Source organism: Arthrobacter alpinus (assembly GCF_001445575.1).
Taxonomy (GTDB): domain Bacteria; phylum Actinomycetota; class Actinomycetes; order Actinomycetales; family Micrococcaceae; genus Specibacter; species Specibacter alpinus_C.
Genome location: NZ_CP013200.1, coordinates 4233051 through 4251329, shown reverse-complemented (window position 1 = coordinate 4251329; position 18279 = coordinate 4233051). Strand labels below are relative to the sequence as shown.

The 18279-nt window shown below is 57.7% G+C and carries 13 protein-coding genes and 1 pseudogene; 9 read left to right on the top strand and 5 right to left on the bottom strand.

Going from position 1 to position 18279, the window contains the following annotated elements:
- Positions 1-16 precede the first annotated feature (16 nt).
- Positions 17-649, bottom strand: coding sequence for a DUF6338 family protein (locus AS189_RS18845; RefSeq protein ID WP_062292513.1), 633 nt, complete (start codon positions 647-649; stop codon positions 17-19).
- A gap of 288 nt (positions 650-937) precedes the next feature.
- Between AS189_RS18845 and AS189_RS18840 the strand changes: the two genes are divergently transcribed.
- The 3 genes and pseudogenes from AS189_RS18840 to AS189_RS21375 all read left to right on the top strand — a co-directional run.
- Positions 938-2083 (top strand): AAA family ATPase, encoded by a 1146-nt coding sequence (locus AS189_RS18840; RefSeq protein WP_160320878.1) that lies wholly within the window; start codon positions 938-940, stop codon positions 2081-2083.
- Between the two features lie 29 nt (positions 2084-2112).
- Positions 2113-4530: a S8 family peptidase gene (locus tag AS189_RS18835; protein WP_062292511.1), complete on the top strand. Its 2418-nt coding sequence runs from the start codon at positions 2113-2115 to the stop codon at positions 4528-4530.
- A gap of 284 nt (positions 4531-4814) precedes the next feature.
- Positions 4815-5192, top strand: a pseudogene (locus AS189_RS21375) (hypothetical protein); the annotation flags it as partial.
- An 11-nt stretch (positions 5193-5203) separates the two neighbouring features.
- Here the strand turns inward: AS189_RS21375 and AS189_RS18830 are convergent.
- The gene (locus AS189_RS18830; RefSeq protein ID WP_160320877.1) at positions 5204-6262 is read right to left on the bottom strand and encodes a DUF4192 domain-containing protein; all 1059 of its coding nucleotides are present in this window, start codon (positions 6260-6262) and stop codon (positions 5204-5206) included.
- A 100-nt stretch (positions 6263-6362) separates the two neighbouring features.
- Positions 6363-6977 carry a hypothetical protein gene (locus tag AS189_RS20120; protein WP_129587350.1) on the bottom strand — a complete coding sequence of 205 codons (615 nt, stop codon included), beginning with the start codon at positions 6975-6977 and terminating at the stop codon, positions 6363-6365.
- Positions 6978-6983: 6 nt separating this feature from the next.
- On the opposite strand from AS189_RS20120, the gene AS189_RS20115 reads away from it, so the two are divergent.
- A complete protein-coding gene (locus AS189_RS20115; protein WP_129587349.1) occupies positions 6984-7211 on the top strand; it encodes a hypothetical protein in 228 nt (75 codons plus the stop codon).
- Positions 7212-7330: 119 nt separating this feature from the next.
- Here AS189_RS20115 and AS189_RS18820 read toward each other — a convergent pair whose 3' ends face one another.
- Together AS189_RS18820 and AS189_RS18815 are read right to left on the bottom strand one after the other, a co-directional pair.
- Positions 7331-7807 carry a hypothetical protein gene (locus AS189_RS18820; RefSeq protein ID WP_129587348.1) on the bottom strand — a complete coding sequence of 159 codons (477 nt, stop codon included), beginning with the start codon at positions 7805-7807 and terminating at the stop codon, positions 7331-7333.
- A gap of 337 nt (positions 7808-8144) precedes the next feature.
- Positions 8145-9038, bottom strand: a complete 894-nt coding sequence (locus AS189_RS18815) for an oxygenase MpaB family protein (protein ID WP_237759927.1) — start codon at positions 9036-9038, stop codon at positions 8145-8147.
- A gap of 414 nt (positions 9039-9452) precedes the next feature.
- On the opposite strand from AS189_RS18815, the gene AS189_RS18810 reads away from it, so the two are divergent.
- The 5 genes from AS189_RS18810 to AS189_RS18790 all read left to right on the top strand — a co-directional run bounded on the left by AS189_RS18810 (position 9453) and on the right by AS189_RS18790 (position 18191).
- Positions 9453-10790 (top strand): hypothetical protein, encoded by a 1338-nt coding sequence (locus AS189_RS18810; RefSeq protein WP_062292499.1) that lies wholly within the window; start codon positions 9453-9455, stop codon positions 10788-10790.
- A 281-nt stretch (positions 10791-11071) separates the two neighbouring features.
- Positions 11072-11983, top strand: coding sequence for a GIY-YIG nuclease family protein (locus tag AS189_RS18805; protein ID WP_062292496.1), 912 nt, complete (start codon positions 11072-11074; stop codon positions 11981-11983).
- A gap of 16 nt (positions 11984-11999) precedes the next feature.
- Entirely contained in the window at positions 12000-13181 is a 1182-nt protein-coding gene (locus AS189_RS18800; protein ID WP_062292493.1) for a DUF6361 family protein, read from the top strand.
- Entirely contained in the window at positions 13174-15051 is a 1878-nt protein-coding gene (locus tag AS189_RS18795) for a phospholipase D family protein (protein WP_062292482.1), read from the top strand. The genes AS189_RS18800 and AS189_RS18795 overlap by 8 nt, the downstream gene beginning before the upstream one ends.
- Positions 15048-18191: a C-terminal helicase domain-containing protein gene (locus tag AS189_RS18790; RefSeq protein ID WP_062292480.1), complete on the top strand. Its 3144-nt coding sequence runs from the start codon at positions 15048-15050 to the stop codon at positions 18189-18191. Before AS189_RS18795 ends, AS189_RS18790 begins: the two co-directional genes overlap by 4 nt.
- The last annotated feature ends 88 nt before the right edge of the window (positions 18192-18279 follow it).

Below are 18279 nucleotides of genomic sequence, written 5' to 3'. Positions count from 1 at the left end.
GAAGATAACGGTGCGTCTAGTTGGGGTCCCTGAGGATCACTGCGGCATATTTTACTTGGGATAGAGGTACAGCGAGAGAATCCGCCGAGTATGGTTTTGCGTTTTTGGAGGGGTCCTTCTTGACAAACAGTGGCGGACCAAGGGCCATTACCTGCTCGTCCGCCGCTCCCTCGGGAGTAATCCCTTCCAGATATCCTTCGAAAACGCGCCCATCCAAAAGCTCCGTGCTGATGTACTTGTGATGCGTGGTGTTGTCCGCCCGCAGAGCGTTCACCCACATGCTGGAGCGATCATTGAGGCGTCGTTTCGGCACCGGCATCCAGTGGGCTGCTAGATGGGCCATGAGAATTGCCGAGAACAGTACCAGTCCGCTCGTCACGACAATGGCCCTCAAGTTTCCTTGTGGATAGGTAGTCCCCTCGTTTGACCAGCGCTGCACATCGACGAGCCAATTGGCCATGCCCCATGGCCAAAGAATCAGGGTGGTTATAGAAACGCCCGTAGTCGCCACGCCGGCAACGAGTACTTGGAGGAGTTCGTCCAAAGCAGACGCACGCTGATCTCCGGTCTTCCGCTCCCTCTGGCGCACGAACCACCACCCCGGAATGAGCGCAACGAGGATGGCGAACGCCCCAGCTTCACTTGGCACTTAGTTACTTCTTGGGAGCGGTGGGCGCAGAAATTATGGGCGGCTGGGTTGGCCTGGAGCCCTGCGAGGGGCCACAATGAAAGACCCTCTGCTGCTTTCGCTCAGTTTTGCTGTTTTGCCGGGCTTGCCGCTGCTGTTGGTTTCGTTGGTTCCCATGGGACTCATCCTAGATTGGGTGGAGTTCATGCGCAAATAAGACAGAATATGCGTGTATTCTGATATTTACGCATATCATAGTAATGAATATTAGGTGCCGTGCCGCGGACCCGTATGTTAGTGAGTGAAAAAATGGAGAACTTCCCTACCGTCTTGGCCATTTGCAGAACAGCGATGCGCTCCCCAAATGCCACCCTGACGCGCAATATCGGCAAGCTTCGGGATGCCCTTGCAAAGCAAGGGAACGATGACCAAGCCGATGCCCTGTCCGTAGTTCTAGACGCAAAGCAGGCGACAGACGCTCTCGCCCCATCCCGGGTGGTTCTGTCTACAGCGACTGTTGAGCGCATGACGCGTTCTATTCATGCACCTGTCGACAAAGAGTCGGGGGCTCCGCTGGCATCGATTGTTTTTCCTGGCGACGCAGAAAAGGGCCTGGAGCCGATACTGGAAGCGGATCTCGGCAGGGCCATCGAATCGCTCGTCGCCGAATGGCAGAGCGCGGCCATGCTTATGGAGGCCGGCATTCGGCCCCCTTTGAATCTCCTACTTTACGGCGCGCCAGGAACTGGCAAGACTGCGCTGGCGAAAGTCATCGCAGCCCAGATGGAGCTTCCCCTCGTTACCGCGCGTCTCGATGGCCTGATCTCGTCGTTTCTCGGGACTACGGCAAGAAATATTGCAAACCTTTTCGAGTTCGCCAACCGCTATGAGTGCATCTTGCTCCTCGACGAATTCGACGCGGTCGCGAAGATTCGGGACGATCCCCATGAGTTAGGGGAGATCAAGCGCGTGGTGAATACCCTTCTTCAGTGCCTCGATGAGAGGCGAGAGCGCGGCTTCACGATTGCTATTACGAACCATGAGCACCTACTTGACGCTGCAATATGGAGGAGGTTCGATTCGCGGGTGGCCATACCGACGCCTGGGACTGAGTCTAGGCAGCGAATGGTGGCTCGCTTTCTCAAAGGCGTTTCGATCGAGGAAGTGGACATCGACTTCCTGGCTTGGCTCACGGACGGCAAGAGCGGGGCGGAAATAGAGACTCTCTGCAGCTCAATCAAGCGGTATCTCGTGATGAACGGTACCGGGAGAAATCCCTCGTCGAAGCGCTCAGAGTCAACTTGTTGCTCAGCGCCGATCACTCTGATTCACCCCGCCAGGCTATGTTCTCCGAGGACTTCGAGGGGTTGGTCCGACAGCTTAGCAACGACGAAGAAATACGTTTCACCCAGGAGTCCTTGGCTCGGTTGTTCAACACGACACAGTCGACTATAAGTCGCTGGATAAGGAAGTAGGCAGGGGCGATGGCCAATAATCCGATTCAGATAGTCCTCAATAGCGGATCGTTCGTGGATGACGTCAAAGTCAATCCGGGTGGTCAAAACACAGATTTCTTTGCAGAAAGAGACGTGGACTTCGCTGCGCACAAGACGGGGCTCATCACCCAATTCAGTGCCGCGAAGGCATCTCTTGCCTCATCGGGGCGCTCAACAGGAATTGCGAGAGTTTCCCTCAGAACGGCTGCATTTGCGAAGTCTCATCGGCCCACGCAATCCGTACTTAAACCCGATGTTGTGCCGATCTGTGGCGTTTCGGACTTCGGTGAACTCCTTATCGAATTTACGCCGTCCGCACTCGACGCCGTCATCGGAAAGATAGGGAGTGCGGAGCCGGACACCAACCTCAAGCTCGACAAGTACGGAAAGGTCAAGGCGAACCCAAGCCGCACTCGAAGCGAAGTGGGTGCAATTTCCAAGGTTACTCCCTACGGCCCCAGAGACAGGAGGCAGTTTTCCGTTGGCGAGGCCATCGAGTGGCTGAGAAATCCTCGCTCCGGGCAGTATTTCCTGATCCAGATGTTTGTTCCAACAAATGAGTCGGGCCAGGGGGAAATTAGGCGGAGGGCTGAGGAGATTGCGGTTTTTAAGAGGAGTCTTCGGGCGATCGACCCTTCATTGGTCCTGTCGGAAGGTCCGCTTTGGTGGAGCGAGCGTGGATTCTTACGGCTCAGTATGGAGAAGATTAACTTCCGGCCAGAACTCTTCAGAAGTGTATTAGACGTGTTGGAAAACGAGCCCTTCGTCCGGAAGATCTGGCTCCCTTCAATTATCAAACCCACTCGCACCACGTCGGCCGACGCGGGCTCAGAGGAATGTGACGCATTTCCGATTCCAACTAACGGAGGAAGCTATCCAGTAGTTGGGATCGTCGACACCGGAATTGCCTCGATCCCTGAGCTGGCTCCGTGGGTCGTGGGTCGCACAGCAATGGGAGACCCAGCGACTCAAGACACCAGCCACGGCACATTCATCGGGGCATTGATCGCGGACTCGCAGACATTGAATACCCATGCAGAAGCTGCAGAATCCCCGTGTAAGGTCTATGACCTCGGCCTGCACGTCACCGACGAGCAGGAGTATCTGCAAACCTATCCGAACAGCTTCATGGATTTCCTGGAGCAACTTGACTTCGAAATTGTGTCCGCAGTGGCCGCGGGCGTCCGCGTTTTCAACATGTCACTGGTGGTTGAAGAGATGGTTCGAGACGATGCATACAGTCCCTTTGCCGCTCGCCTCGATGCCATCGCCGACAAACACGATGTCGTATTCGTCCTACCGACTGGAAATCTTGAGTCGCCACAATTTCGACCCGTATGGCCGACACAAGCGGACGACGCACTGGCGATGCTGGCCAACTACAGACACCCCGGACTCGACAGAATGCATCAGCCGGCCGATAGCCTCAGGGCTGTCGTTGTTGCGGCACTCGACCCAAAAACGACACCAGGGGGTCACCTTGTGCCTAGCGTCTACTCTCGCCGAGGGCCTGGACTTGCGCTTGGTAGCAAACCGGACCTCTGTCATCTTGGAGGATCAGCCGATCCCACCAACAGATTGAAGTCGCTAGACATCACTGGAAGACTTGTAGAAGACTGCGGGACAAGTTACGCAGCCCCTTTGGTTGCAAAAACTTTGGGGCAGATTAACCATAAGATTGCTGGAAAAGTCAAGAGGGAAACACTGACGGCCTTGGCCATCCATGGTGCCGCGGCTCCGGCGCACATGACCCACAGGAAATTGGCCCATGTGGCCAAGGACTTCGTAGGATTCGGGCTGCCGGATCTGTCGGAAAACACACTCCTGTCAGACGATCATTCCATTACCTTGGTTTTCGAGGCCGAACTCATGCACAGGAAAGCGCTGACCTTCGACTTCCAGTGGCCTCAGGCGCTGGTGCGCGCTGGCGGCAAATGTTCAGGCGAGGCCACACTTACCTTGGTTTACAGGCCGCCTCTTGACCTGAAATACGGTAGCGAGACCGTCCGAGTCAATCTGGAGGCCTACCTTCGGCAGGAAAAACTCGACACGCGGACAGGGGAACTTTCCTACGGTGGGTTCTTCACCTCAAAATCCACCTCCGGGCAAGAACATGGACGTGTGAAAGAAGGCCAAAAGTGGGGTGCAGTCAAGCGATGGACCAGGAAAACCTCGAAAGCGGGCGTCGGGGCTTCGTCCCAGTTTCGGCTCGTTGTCGAGCCGTTGGCGAGGAGCGGATTCGCCTTGCCTGCCGAAGGGGTTCCGTTCGCTGCAATCCTCACGATCACGGATCCTTGGGGTGAAGCCCCGGTGTTCAACCAGATGCGCCGGTCACTACAAGCTCGCGATGTTGCCATCGCTGACATTAGGACCGCGGCCCAGATTCGACCTCGGGTAGGGGGCTAGACAAAAGGGCCAGCAGTATAGGTGTTTCCGGACGCTGGCCCTAGCCTCCCTCAGGGGGAACTCCCTGAACATCCGGCCAACCTCAACCGGTCATACCAGAACACGCGGACGCGCCGACCCGGCGTGGCTGATGGGATATCTCGAAAGGCAACTAAATGGCTCAGGGGACCCCCGTTAGTAAGGGCAAACTGGGGGATTATCTAGTCAATAAGCGGAGCCCCAGAACACGTTGGCTTATTCGTTTAGGGTTAGTTCGCTTCTAGCTCGCCCGCCGGCAAATCTAGTTGAACATTAGCGGTTCGGTCCATAGCCCGGTAGCTCCAATAGGAAAGTTGCTGTTCAACGTTCTGGCGATGGTTGCGGAATTTGAAGGAGTGCCCATCCGGGCGCGAAGGCGCGAAAGAATGAAAGTTGCAAAAGCCAAAGACTGCTTGCGAGGGAAGCCGCTAAAACTGTCGCCAGTCTAGGAAAGCCACCTCGTTGAGCTTCATGCAGCTGGCAGCGAACACAGCATGTATGAAATCGCAGAGCACTTTGCACGGCCAACCGTCTTCCGAGCGCTCGAGTGGGCGAACCAGGAAAACTACAATATTCCTGCCCAATGGCCTTTCCTTGATCTACATAGCCTAGCTGGCCTCGCCACGTGGGCCCCGACCACTTGAAGCGTCGGCTTTTATGCCATTCCTATGCCGCCGATTTCCGGTCCGCGGGTGTGCGGCGGCTGGTAGGCGGTATGTCGATCGGTGGCCCAATCGGAAAGGATGCCTTCGCGCACGAGGTGGTCGGTGAGTTGGGCGAGACGGTATTCAGGATCTGCTTCAAGGGCGCGTTGGAAACACTCATGGGCTTTGCTGCCATGGCCTTCCCACCATTGGATGATGCCCAAGCTTGTTAGAACGGGTGCAGCATCCGTGCCGTCCGTTCGCATGTACAGCTGGAACAGAACTTCGGAGGCGCGGTCGACTCGCTGCCAATGGGGGCTCCGTTTCGTTTGTCCTAGGAGCAGATCTTGCATGGCTTCGTCGATGCCAGGAATATCAGCGAGGAGTCGGTCTCGGACTGTGATGAATTTGAGGCTGGCGATGAGCTCAACCGCCTCATCCTTGGTAGGTTCGCCGCCGCCGTCGAGCAACTTGTCCCAAAGTGTCCTGGCGCGACTGATGGCGGCCTCGGGATTCATTGCTTCAATCCTGAAACAGTGCCGAAGGACCTCAGTATTGAGATTTTGCCGGGCCACGACCGGGATGCGGAACCTGGGAGACGACTCGACACTAGATCCGCGGAAGACCAGTTCCGCATTGAGTTGACTATTCAGGACCCGGTCCAACGGGTACGTCACACTGGCAGGGGTACCCATGCGGAGGTAGTTTGTGAACGTAGTATCGCCGATGAGCCAGCCATCCCGGACAATCACGCCCAGTTGACTGAGCCTGCCAGTCAGCTCCTCCAAGGCGTCTTCATGTGGGCGCAATTCATTCGGAGTCCATGTGGCGTGGGTGAAGATGCCGAACACGACGCCGGTGGCGTCACGGTCAGTGCCGACGTATCGCACGATCTGCTCGACCAACTGGGCCGTGTTGGCACCTGGGGCGGGAAGATTGACCCTAAGTGATGCGCCGATGCGTCGGTCGTCCAGGACTACGCAGACTAGGCTTTCCTGGGGCCAGAAGCCCAGAGTATGTCCCATGAGGGCGATGAAGTCGTCAGGTGTCTTAATGCTGAGCTTTTCCATGATGCCTCCGCGTGCGGGTACCTCCGGCTGATGCCAGCTGCCCCTATTCATGGCACGGAGGAGCTCCAACTACCTGACCGGGCGCAGGCGCCGGGTGCAGTCAGTTTCCCTGCAGGAATTGTTCGGCTTGATTGATCAGGACGCGGTCACGGGGGAAAAGCATCATGCCGCGCTGTTGGCAGTCTCTAATCTCGATGACTCTGCGGTGGAGATGTGCAGCGGACTTGCCCGAGATGGGATCGAGGAGGGGCGTCCATCGGTTGCGAAGCAAGTATTTTCGTTCCTGGCTGCTGCGCCTCCAGACCGGTGTCAATAACATCATGAGGCGTCGGGAGCGGACATTGCGCCGAATCGCCTGAGTTGATTCAGGAAACCTGGGCAGTGCTAGTCCGACGCCGACCAGAAGCACGGCAATTGATATGAGGATAGGGAAAGACCATTCCAGAGTTCGCATGAATGCACTTGGCCCGGTGGAGAATGCTTTGAGTATGCCCAATGCTAGATAGCAGCCCAATGCCATTGCCATGAAGCAAGATCCTGCGGCCACGCATCCAAACCCTGACCTAAGTGTTCTACGTCCCATTTTTGGGAGGAACCGAAGGCATACCGTTGCAATATCTGTGCACACCCAAATGATGAATGCTGAGCCCGTCCAGAGGAACAATTGCATGCCCGGTTGGTTGCCGTAGGCCAGCGGCAGGTTCTGGTTGGTCACTTCCAAATGACTACCAAAGAATCCAACGACGACGCATGTGCCGGCCACGGCAACAGCCATTCGTCCAAACCTGAGGAGGCGACGCCGTCGAGCTTCATCGCTGATAGCGGCGAGAACCGTGGCAGTGTGGAATTGCCAGAATCCGGCCAAAACCGCGATGATTATGACCAGACCCACATGGTTCTTTCCGCCGAGGAACGGATCCGCTGCGTTGTAGATGGCGGGGACAAATAGCGTGCAGGCTACGGCAGCGAAGAAGGCCCCACGCAGGACTGGCGCGCGCCCGGGGTCCAATGCCGTGGGAAGGCGGATGATAGTCAGCAGCCAAAGCATGACGGCCGGAACGCATTCCATTACCCAAAGACCTTGTTGAAGCCGGATTCATCATCCGGTTCGTCACTTAGATGCCGACGGATTAGTTCTGCAAGAAGGTCCGCGAGATACTCGGTGGCCGCTTCGTCCGCGTCCTCAAAACTAGCGCGTCCGAGTACCTTCGACGGCTTTTCCGGGAAACCAGGCAGGTTCGTTAGTTCCATGGACGTGGCGGTGTGCTGGTGACCCAAGATCAGGTGGGCGAATTCGTGCAGAATGATTTGCTGGCGGTGCCAGGACGACCGTGGAGGACCATGGCGAATGACATCCCGATCAACGTAGACATACAGCAGGCCGCAGAGGTCGGTCCCCACCAGGGCGGGCTCCTCCAAAATAATGATGGGATGCCCGCGCTCGGTTTCCAGCCAAGACTGTATGCTGCCCAGGTTCGGGCGCCCTCCGAAGTCGAGCTGCAGGTAGGCATCTTTGGCTGTACGGCGGATCTGCCGGTTATTCACGGACGGGCCTTTGTGGGCCACGCAACGAAGGGCCGTCCCGGGTTGGAGCAGGGAATCCTGCGGGGATGACGCTGTCGGACGAACATGTGCGGAACCCATCGACTTTGCTCAGCGATTGAGGAGCATCGCCGTGTAATCCATGCTAGATCCGCCGGTTGCGGCTGAACAGGTGCGGGTGGAAAGTTGTTGGATCTCTTGTGATTATTAGCGGCAGGGTTTGCGCTGTGCGCTTCCGCACAATGCCGACGCGCGGGCTCTTCGGCGGGCGGATGCTGTCGATGGACCGAGAATCTCCAGCCGCGGACGGCCTTGCAGTACGCTTTGGGCTCGGCGGGAGTCACGATGGCTCGCGGTTCGCCTGGCGTCCATGCGTCATGATGTTTTCCGGACCGATTTCATCGAGAAGATAGCCGTTGGGATAGACGCTGGACCCTTCCTCACCCGGGACGAAATGCGGACTTATGCTCATCGGACGACGCCGGTGAATTGCATTCCGGGCATGCATCACGGCGGCCAAAGCGGTCTTTGCCGGGTAGGTTGCGCGAGGGAGACCGAGGGCCTCGGCGAGGTGGACGTCGTCGAACATGGAGGAGAGCATGAATCTAGTGAATGGTCGGGCGGGGGCGGGGAGTCTGGATTTCAGCACTTGAACTGTGCTGGCCATCAGCTCGGCGCCAGCGGCGGAGTAAGCGATGTTCTGGCGCTCGTAGCTGTCGAAGTACTGCTCGGCCTCGGTGAGCGTTGCGGGGATAGCGGTGATGTTCATCCGGGCGCCGAGCTGCTGGTAGAACCGGGTGGCCGCGGCCTCCTCTGCGATGGTTGGGGGTCGCCAGGCGTGTGCGCGGGCCCAGCGGATGGGGACGACGAGCAGGGTGAGTAGGACGTAGAGGAAGTCGTCTTGGCTGCCGGGGACTTGACGGTGGACGTGATTGAGGAGACGGATCATGTGGCGGCCACGGTCGCTGTTCAGGCCGCTAGCGATGAGCTCGTAGGTGACGATGGCGGTGTCATAGGAGCGTTTCATGGGACGGGCAGTGATTTCGCCATTTTGGAGCAGGGAGGAGGCGATGCTGGGGATGGCGAAGTTGCGGTAGTAGGCCAGGAAGAAGCCGAGCTCGATGTCCGCAGCGAGGTCGTAGATGACCATTTGGCGGTAGGTGGCCTCCCAATCTTCTGGGGCCGCGATGGCCTGGCTATGAGTGGATTCGGCAAGGCTAGCGTGAAGATGCAATAGAAAACCCCATCACTGCCCTCCGAAAATTCTGAGATTGCCATTGGCGGCTGAATGGCCGAATCAATCCATAGTAGAACGGATAATGTTGGGCAGCCAGGGGCGTGGCTGGATGATAGTTCTTACTGGTTCGCGCCGCCACAATTTCGCGAGAAAGCATTCAGCCTCGTGATTAAATGAATCCTCGAAATCGTCGCCCGGTGGATCACCGGACCTCGCTGGAATTGGTTGCAAATTGCCAACAAGAACAAGGCGGAATCGACGCTAGGTAGACTCTCGGCGTCTGTCGCAATTCGACAGACGAACGAAACGCAGCGTGCTTGGCATAAGCTATTAGTGGTGCTGTGGAGCGCGCCGTCTGGAAGCTATTCCAGCCGCTTTGGGGGCTTTCCCCTCCGTTTTTAGGAGACTGTCATGGACGACGAGATCGAACTGTTCGACGACGAAAACGGTATAGCGCTCATCGGGGATCCGTCAGCTATTGAGCGCTTTCTGGCCTCTGAAGGCCTGCCATCGAAAGACCTTGGGCTGCAGCGACTTGGATCGACTTTCGGTGCCGGTGCTGGAGCGGCGCAGGCCGGAGCCGAAATGGCTGCGAACGCTGGCCGATGGGTGAAGCTAACCGAGAAATCGGCAAAAGCCCTCAAGGTCAATCAGCTCATGAAAGGTTCAGAGTCGGGCGTTCGCCGTGCCGTCCTCATGAAAAATGGAAAGATCTCCGGACTCCTCGAAATAACTAGAACCCCGGCTCAGTTTCTGACCAACCCTGCGGTACTCACTGGCGTTGCTGGGATCATGTCGCAGGCTGCGATGCAGCAGTCCATGGACGAGATCACTGACTATTTGGCAGTCATCGACGAGAAAGTCGACGATATACTTCGCGCCCAGAAGGACGCCGTCTTGGCCGACATGATCGGAGTGGGGCTCGTAGTCGACGACGCTATTACAACACGAGACACTGTTGGGCGGGTTTCAGAGGTCACCTGGTCAAAAGTACAGGCATCCTCGCTGACGGTCGCAAGCACTCAAATGTACGCGCTGCGACAGATGGATGCACTGGCAGAAAAAATGGAGCGCAAGTCCAAAATGGGGGATCTCGCCAAGGCGGCCCAAGAAACTGAACCAAAGGTTCGTGAGTGGATTGCCGTACTTGCCCGTTGCTTCCAACTTTACGACTCGCTAGCTGTGCTTGAACTAGACCGTGTACTCGATGCTTCTCCCGAGGAGCTAGATAACCATCGTCGTGCTCTTCGTGTGGCCCGGCAGAACCGACTCGATCAAATCACTCGGAGCACCGAGAAGCTGATCGAAAGGATGAATGCTGCCGCAGGGTTGGCAAATACGAAAGTCCTTCTGCACCCAACAACGGCACGTACTGTGGTCCATTCCAGTAACCAGGTCGAGGCTTCAGTCGGCGAGTTCCACAGGTGTCTTGGAATTGAAGATGGCCGGCAAACAGTCGAGGCAAAACGCTGGGTGGAAGCTGTCGTAGATGCTCGGGACAAGGTCATCGAAACGGGGACTGACGGAGTGGATGCGACCAAGCGGTTCAGCGGCGATGCTTTGAGCCTCGCTAGGACGACGACAGACAAGGTGCGTGAAACAGGGGGAGACGGAGTCGAAGCAACGAAGCGATTTGGAAGTGAAGCACTAGGGCGGGCGCGAACGATGAGTGACAAAGTCTCGATCGGGATTGCCGAGCGTTTGCTTCGTAGGGTCGGGGACGCTGAGAAGCCTGAAGAAGAGGGCTGATCGAGGCGTGTATTACGTGGAATTCCTCAGTGGTTTAAAGTACCGGTTAATCCTGCCGCCAATGATCTCGTAGCTACCGGCACGTTCGGTGGATACGACCGCATGTGCGCCTTTTCAAGGCTTGTGGAGTCGTGCCATAGTTGGTTTATTTTCCTCGTCTGGCGATTGCAAATGAATAGTGATATTGACACAAATGGTTAGCGGCTGGTGAGGAAAAGTGATTTGTCGGTGCCCGGTGATACAACCAGTAGATAAGTTTTGGATTACCTCAAGGGAGAATTTTGGCAACTGGCAAGCAGGTCCGTCTGTTCTTGGTCGATGGATCGCCCACGGGCATCTTGACAGCGGAAATTATGAATTGGACGGGCCGGCTCGTTTCCGGATCCCGGTCAGAACTCAACGATCTGCTCGCACGGGGAGAGGCGAATTCGCCCGGCGTGTACTTTTTGCTCGGCGAGAATCCGGAAGACCCCGACCGGAGGCTGCTCTACGTTGGCGAAGCGGATGATGTAGCTATCAGACTGCGGCAGCACAACAGTGCCAGCACTGGTAAAGAATTCTGGACGCGGGTGATATTTCTGACCAGTAAGGATGCCAACCTCACGAAGGCGCACGTCCGATACCTTGAGAGCCGATTCATTGCCTTGGCAGCTGCAACGGATCGATGCGCACTCGAGAACGGGAACCGGCCGCCGACAGTAAACCTTCCCGAGGCAGACGTCTCCGATATGGAATACTTCATCAGCCAAGCACAGATCGTATTGCCTGTCCTTGGATTGGATGCTTTCAGAGGACGGCCAATTCCGACAACGTCTGAGGGAGCTCCCCTCGGGGAGCATGTCTCGCCGTTGTTTGAGATGAAGGTTCCAGCTGAAGAGGGCGTTGCCCTGGGACGAGACATCAACGGCGAATTCGTTGTGGCCGCTGGTTCCAGGGCTCGTTCCTCATGGACTGGCTCGGGTCAAAACTACGGGCGACTCTATGACCGGTTGCGTAAATCAGGGACTCTCAACGTTGTGGAGGGTGTAGTAGTTTTTGCTGACGACCATGCCTTCGCCAGTCCGAGTGCCGCCGCCGCTGTGGTGTCCGGCCGCAATGCGAACGGACGAATAACCTGGCGCGACTCTAAGACCGGGCGAACTTTTGCCCAATGGCAGGAACAGTTGGCTCCGCCGTTACCTGAAACTTTGTGAGGGTGGGTACGAGATCATGGCTTCCTTGATTTCCTGGCTCGACGCCAGCTCCGCGGAGACGAATCGCATGCGCGAACTCGTCCGCCTGTTTGAAATGCCTGAAAGCGTCGATGATCTGGCTCTCGGTCAGTTCCGTGACACGATCAGCAACTCACTTTTCCCCGGAACATCGGTCCTGCATGTCGCGGCCCGCTATCTACTCTTGATTCCTTGGTGCTTCCAGTCCGCCAGTGGAATGAAGGGCGCCGATCAGCTAAAATTATCGGCCGAGCAGGCTGAACGCCGACTCATTCGACGATTTCAAGAGCTCAACGTCGAGCGGTTTATTGGCCGTTCTGCCGGGGACAGAGTCGCCCAGCTGCCCTCGGCAGCTTACTGGTCGGCGTTGCGGTCATGGGGGATTGTCCGCAACGATGTAGAGCGCAATGCTATCGGCGACGCGATGCTCGATGCGGCCGCGGCCATACGTGACGGGCTGCCACAGGAACCTGTCTGGCATCCGGGACTGCCGCCAGCTCCCATTGGTTTCCCGACTACAGCAGACCGAGGCATTGCGCTCAGCCATGGCGAGGCCGAATGGATCCGCGACCGAGTCCTCTCCGCTGTCCCAGGGACGCTGATCGCACAGCTTGTAGCTAAACCTCAACGAATTCTCAAGACAAGTAATGTGCCATGGGCGGATCCGGCTGCCCAAGCCGCGACCGGCGAAGCTGCGGTTTGGCTCAAACACGCGGAGGCCTATTCCGCGCTACAGCACGGGCTCGATGCCGTCTACGCCTACTGTGTTACTGCTGAAGCTCGACGCCGGTTCGGCGAGGAACCCGAAGAGACCGACGCCGAGACTCTTGCGAAATGGCGTGAAGACGAAAACTACCAGCGATTGCTCCGCGACTGGGATGTCCAAGAATTTATCTCTCACGCCAGGGCGGTGAACCCGCGGATACAACCCCGCAGCATCGCGTTCCTGGTCGGATCCATCGACGAATTGCGCTCGGGAGATGACCCTGTGACAAACGAGGCTCTGCACCGAATGGTCCGAGAGCGTGAGAAACGGGCGAAAGGCGCCAACTCACGTTTCGTCAACGAGCGACGACTCCGGGCTTGGACATCGCCCGAACGCATCAGTCCACAAACGTTTCGCTGGATTCAGGTTCGCAACATGATTGTTGATCTAAAGGAAGGTTTGACCCGTGCTTGATCCCGGCGCTCGTGAAGCACTCACCGAACAACTGCGTCCGCCAGCAGGCTACCGACTCAGCCACGCCGTCGGCACCACATTCACCCTAGACATGATCAGTGCGCTCGCCGTCCCACTTAGCTTCGTTCGGGGTTCCGGCGAAGACCCCAGCAACGCCGTCGCACTACTCAATGCAGTGAAGAAGGTGTCGGACCGCATCGACATCTTTTGCCAAGCAGGCCTTATCCGCGTGCCACGTCACGCCAACGACTTACTTGCCGTGCTCGAACCGATCATCCACCAGGTCAAGGCGCCTCTGGCAGGCGGACTATTCCATCCCAAGGTATGGCTTCTTGAATACGAGTGCGACGGCGACTACAGGTATCGATTCCTGTGCAGCAGTCGCAACCTCACACCCGATGCCACCTGGGATTTACTGGTTCGAATCGACGGCCGACCGCCCGAAATGGATGACGCGGAAGATGATTTTTCTGCAGACATCGACAACGCGCCTTTATCGCGTTTCGTGGACGAGCTGCCGCGGCTCAGTACCGTTCCTCTGCCAGCGTCCCGTCTGGAGACGATTCGAGGACTGGCGCGAAGGGCATCGGCAGTGCGTTGGGAGCTGCCGCAAGATATCAAAACCCTTGCGTTCCGGCCGCTCGGCACAGAGCAGCGATACCCGGCCAACTCCTTGGTGGGATTGTTGCAGGACCCGGCATCCGCCGTCGGACTTAATGGTTTGACAGGCGAGCGGAGCAATTTCGGTGGGAATCGGCTGCTGATATCTCCATTCGTCGATGACGCAACGCTCGGCATCCTGGCAAGCTCCGGAGCCAGATCGCTACGCGTCTACGGGCGTGACAATGAGCTTGACCGGCTGACCCCGGAGACCGTGGGGAACCCGGTGATGGCATTCAAAGCTGTCGATGACTTTGGTCTTGCCCCCGACGAAGAGCCGGATAGCGAAATCGCTCCCGCGGCCGAGGACCTCCGCGGCCTGCATGCAAAAGCCGTGTTCACGGATTACGACCACACCACTCACGTTCTGCTCGGCTCGACCAACTCCACAAGGGCTGCATTTGGGCGAAACATCGAATTTTCTCTGGAACTCACGGGCCCCAAGAACCGGATCGGCACGGAGAAGATCGTTGAGTCGCTCAAAGCGCTGCCATTCTCCGAGTTCAATGGCAGCGGTGGGTCCGAGCGAGAACCGTCGGAGGAAGCCGAGTGGCGGCTTCAAAATGCGCTGATCGCGGCAGCAGCTCTGAACTACTCACTGGATGCGGCGCAGTCCGCTCAAGGTGCCGATTACGACGTCGTGCTGGAGCACTCGTATTCGCCGCCTTCAAATATGACGGCTCGGTTGGGTTTACTGACTCTGCCTTCGCGACTTTTCGAAGTGCAGAGAGACTTGAGCAGTCAGCGCCACGTATTTGAGGGTCTGCACTTGGCCATGGTCACACCGTACGTGCTGATCGAATTGCGTGACAGCGCAAGCGGGATGGTGCGCTCGACTGTGGCCCAAGGAGTGCTGAGCACTGACGTGGAAGGACGGATCGATTCCGTCATCGCCAGCCAGCTGGACACCGTGGAGAAGCTGCGCGAATTCCTTTTACTGTTCCTGACCCCGGAGGACCAGACGCCATCGGGAGGCGGAATGTTTGCAGGAGCATTCGGGAGTATCGGCGCGGGCGGGTCGTTCGCTGGACTATTCGAGGCCATCGCGGCGGCAGCATGCAGCCCGGACGCGGCGGAGCTGTTCGCGGGTCTAAACCCCGTGATGGACCGGCTGTACCGGATATCTAAAGGGGATTCCGAGATTGAAGAAGTGCGATTGCTGTGGGACGTCGCCGTCGCTGCCATGGCTGCCGAAGGGGGGAAGCCATGACGATATTCAGTGCCAAGGCGACACTCGCCGGACTCAAGCCTTTCCAGAAGCGCACCGTGAACCACGTATTCAAACGCTTCTATGCAGGGGACGGAACGACGAACCGCTTTCTCGTGGCCGATGAAACCGGGCTTGGAAAATCGGTGGTCGCCGCCGGCGTCGTCGCGCGGGCCATTGAACATCTCGAGAGGGTCGATGGTGTGGACCGGATCGATGTTGTATATATGTGCTCCAATGCGGACCTCGCCAAGCAGAATATCGATCGTGTGAATGTCACCCGGCAGACTGACGTTATCGAGTCTGGGCGGCTAACGCTGCTACCGCTGGAGCTGAAGCGGTTGAATGCCGCTCCCGGGGAAAATACTGGGAAGGGGGTCAACTTCATCTCGCTCACCCCGGGGACTTCTTTCAGTGAAGGGCAACGTCTGGGAAATGTGGAAGAGCGGGCTGTCCTGTTCCTCATGCTTGAGGCATTGCTTGGGGAACGCGAGAACCCGAAAGATCCCAAACGCTTTCCCTCGGAAGTCGAGGAGAAGGTTGTGGAATTACTGCGGGGCAATGCTGGGGTTCCTGGATTCATGTACGAGATCAACAAGTTCCGACAACGCCACCCTGAGGGTTTTGCGACGCACGTTCGCGAGGACTTCCGGAAGCAGACGACGGATCGTGGCTTGATGCGACGTTTCAAGAAGGTGCTCCGCTCGGATGAGCATACGGATCGACTACGGGAAGGCATGCCGGATTTGATCCGCGAATACCGTACCGTTCTGGCCGAGGTTGGCCTGAAATGCCTAGAACCAGACATCATCATCCTCGACGAGTTCCAGCGCTTCCAGGATCTGTTGCATGGTCCCAAGAATGATGCAGAGGCTAGTAATGCCGCCGAGCTGGCCCGGCAATTCCTCAACTTCGACGGCGCCAAGATATTGCTGCTCTCGGCCACACCTTACAAAGCACATACGTCAGGCGCTGACGACGGCGGTGAGGACCATGCAAGCGAGTTTACTGAGCTGTTGGGTTTCCTCTCGCAGGATGATCCCGAATGGATAGGGAAGCTCCAAAGGTTGTTGGACCGCCGTCGGCACCAGCTTGCCGGCATCGAATCCGGGGACAACGCGGTGTCCCTTGAAAGGCATCTGAAGCAGTACATGTGCCGCACCGAACGGCCACAGCTGGGCGACGACGACATGTTGCGCGTGCATCAGATGACACCGAACGACGTCCGGCCGGCCGACCTGCGCAGCCTGGCGGCGCTGACCCGTTTGTCCAAGGCGGCTGGGGCGGGAAACCCGATCGAATACTGGAAATCAGTGCCATACTTCGCAAACTTCCTGGGGGACTATCAATTGGGACGGACGATTGACGGGTGGGCTTCCGAGAACAACGACGTACGGATGCACCTTCCCTCACTCAAGACGATCGACCGGGACCGCTACCGTCGCTACGAACCACTCGAGGGCGACAATGCAAAGTATCGTGCAGTTGAACGCCATGTACTTGGCGGCGGCTTGTGGCGGCTGCTGTGGATGCCGCCGTCGTGCCCCTACACTCAACCTTCCGGGCCATTCGCTGACGTCGGAACCTCCGCCACAAAACAGGTGCTATTTTCAGCCTGGAACGCGACACCGAATGCAGTGAGCACGCTTTTGTCCTATGAGGCAGAGCGGCTCATCATGACTGCGTCAGAAGGGGAAGTTGAGAACTCAGCCGAGGCTCGAGCCCGCTTCGCCCCACGGTTGGTATGGCGCATGCGCGACGGCGAACCCCTGGCTATGTCGGCCATGGCGCTCTTCACCCCGCATGCCGACCTGGCCGGTTTGACTGACCCCTTGCGGCTTTCGGCCCAGGCCGACGACGGCGTATCAGCGAGCTCGGAACAGCTCCGGCAGACTGCGGAATTGGTACTTCAAGAGCACAAATTTGCGCGGGGTTCCTCCGATGAGAGAGGTGTATGGGCTGCCTATTTTGGGCTCGGGAACCCACTTCCTCGTCCATGGATGCACGACCCAGCGGCAGCTAGGGAAGGAATTGCTTCGGTTGCTGAACGAGGCATGTCCGGGGCGACGTTGTCCACGGAAGGGGAAACAGAAGAAACGAACTTCATGTCCCATGTTGCGCGCATGCTTGAGACAGCGGTGTCAGGCAGGGGCATCTGGCGAGAAGGTGTCGGTGAACTGGCTCTGAATTCGCCAGCGAATTGTGTGTACCGTGCACTTGGACGTATCTTGCCGGCCTCGTTTGACGCGGAGGCGCACTGGCAAGCTGCGCTTCATGCCGCGGAGGGACTCCGGACGCTCTTTAATCGCCCAGAAGCAACTGAACTGCTTGTCCAGTTGTACCCTGGTTTGCGCTACTGGCAGGCGATTCTTCGGTACTGTGCTGACGGGAATCTGCAGGCCGTGTTGGATGAGTACGTCTTCCAGCTGCGTAGCCAGCAACCGAGTGGTTCCGTTTCGGGGGACCAGCTCATGGACATTGCGGACGCTATGCGCCGCGCGCTGTCTCTGACCTCAGCCACATTGTGGGCCAAAGATCCCTCTGAAGATGACCGAGGTCTGGCCATGGGCACTAGGTTCGCCGTGCGCTACGGTGGCGGGCGCACGGAGGACGGGGGATCCCTGCGAATGCCGGACGTCCGCGCCGCTTTCAACAGTCCATTTTGGCCGTTTGTGCTGACCTCGACCTCGGTAGGGCAAGAAGGGATCGACTTCCACTGGTGGAGTCACTCGGTGATCCACTGGAACGTCCCGACGAATCCGGTGGACTTCGAGCAGCGCGAGGGGCGCGTGCACCGATATATGGGACATGCCGTGCGCAAAAATGTTGCAGCTGCGCACTGGGACGAGGTGCGTTCTGAGGGTGCGCGAAATCCGTGGGCGGCGTTGTTCAAGCGTGCGGACGCGGCAGCTGCTTCAAGGCCGCAGGCTGTCCGAGATTTTGCCCCTTACTGGGTGCATCCCGGAGAACACAGGATTGAGCGGAGACTGCTTGACCACCCCCTCAGCCGTGATGTCCCGAGGACACAACGGATGTTGTCAGGGCTGGCAGGGTACCGTTTGGCTCTGGGACAGGCACGCCAGGATGACTTGCTGGAAACGCTGCGCAATCCGGACATGAAGCCACTGGATCTCAGTCCCTAGCAAGGGTCCAGGGTATTTGTCAGACGTAAATGGCAGATTGAAAGAATCAGGGTGTTCAGGCACACTGAGCAAAACTTTTCAGGAAGAG

Excerpts from the sequence above, each read along its gene's own strand:
- AS189_RS18840 (WP_160320878.1), top strand. The coding sequence starts at position 938 with ATGGAGAACTTCCCTACCGTCTTGGCCATTTGCAGAACAGCGATGCGC.
- AS189_RS18835 (WP_062292511.1), top strand. The coding sequence starts at position 2,113 with ATGGCCAATAATCCGATTCAGATAGTCCTCAATAGCGGATCGTTCGTG.
- AS189_RS18830 (WP_160320877.1), bottom strand. The coding sequence starts at position 6,262 with ATGGAAAAGCTCAGCATTAAGACACCTGACGACTTCATCGCCCTCATG.
- AS189_RS20115 (WP_129587349.1), top strand. The coding sequence starts at position 6,984 with ATGACTACCAAAGAATCCAACGACGACGCATGTGCCGGCCACGGCAAC.
- AS189_RS18810 (WP_062292499.1), top strand. The coding sequence starts at position 9,453 with ATGGACGACGAGATCGAACTGTTCGACGACGAAAACGGTATAGCGCTC.
- AS189_RS18800 (WP_062292493.1), top strand. The coding sequence starts at position 12,000 with ATGGCTTCCTTGATTTCCTGGCTCGACGCCAGCTCCGCGGAGACGAAT.
- AS189_RS18790 (WP_062292480.1), top strand. The coding sequence starts at position 15,048 with ATGACGATATTCAGTGCCAAGGCGACACTCGCCGGACTCAAGCCTTTC.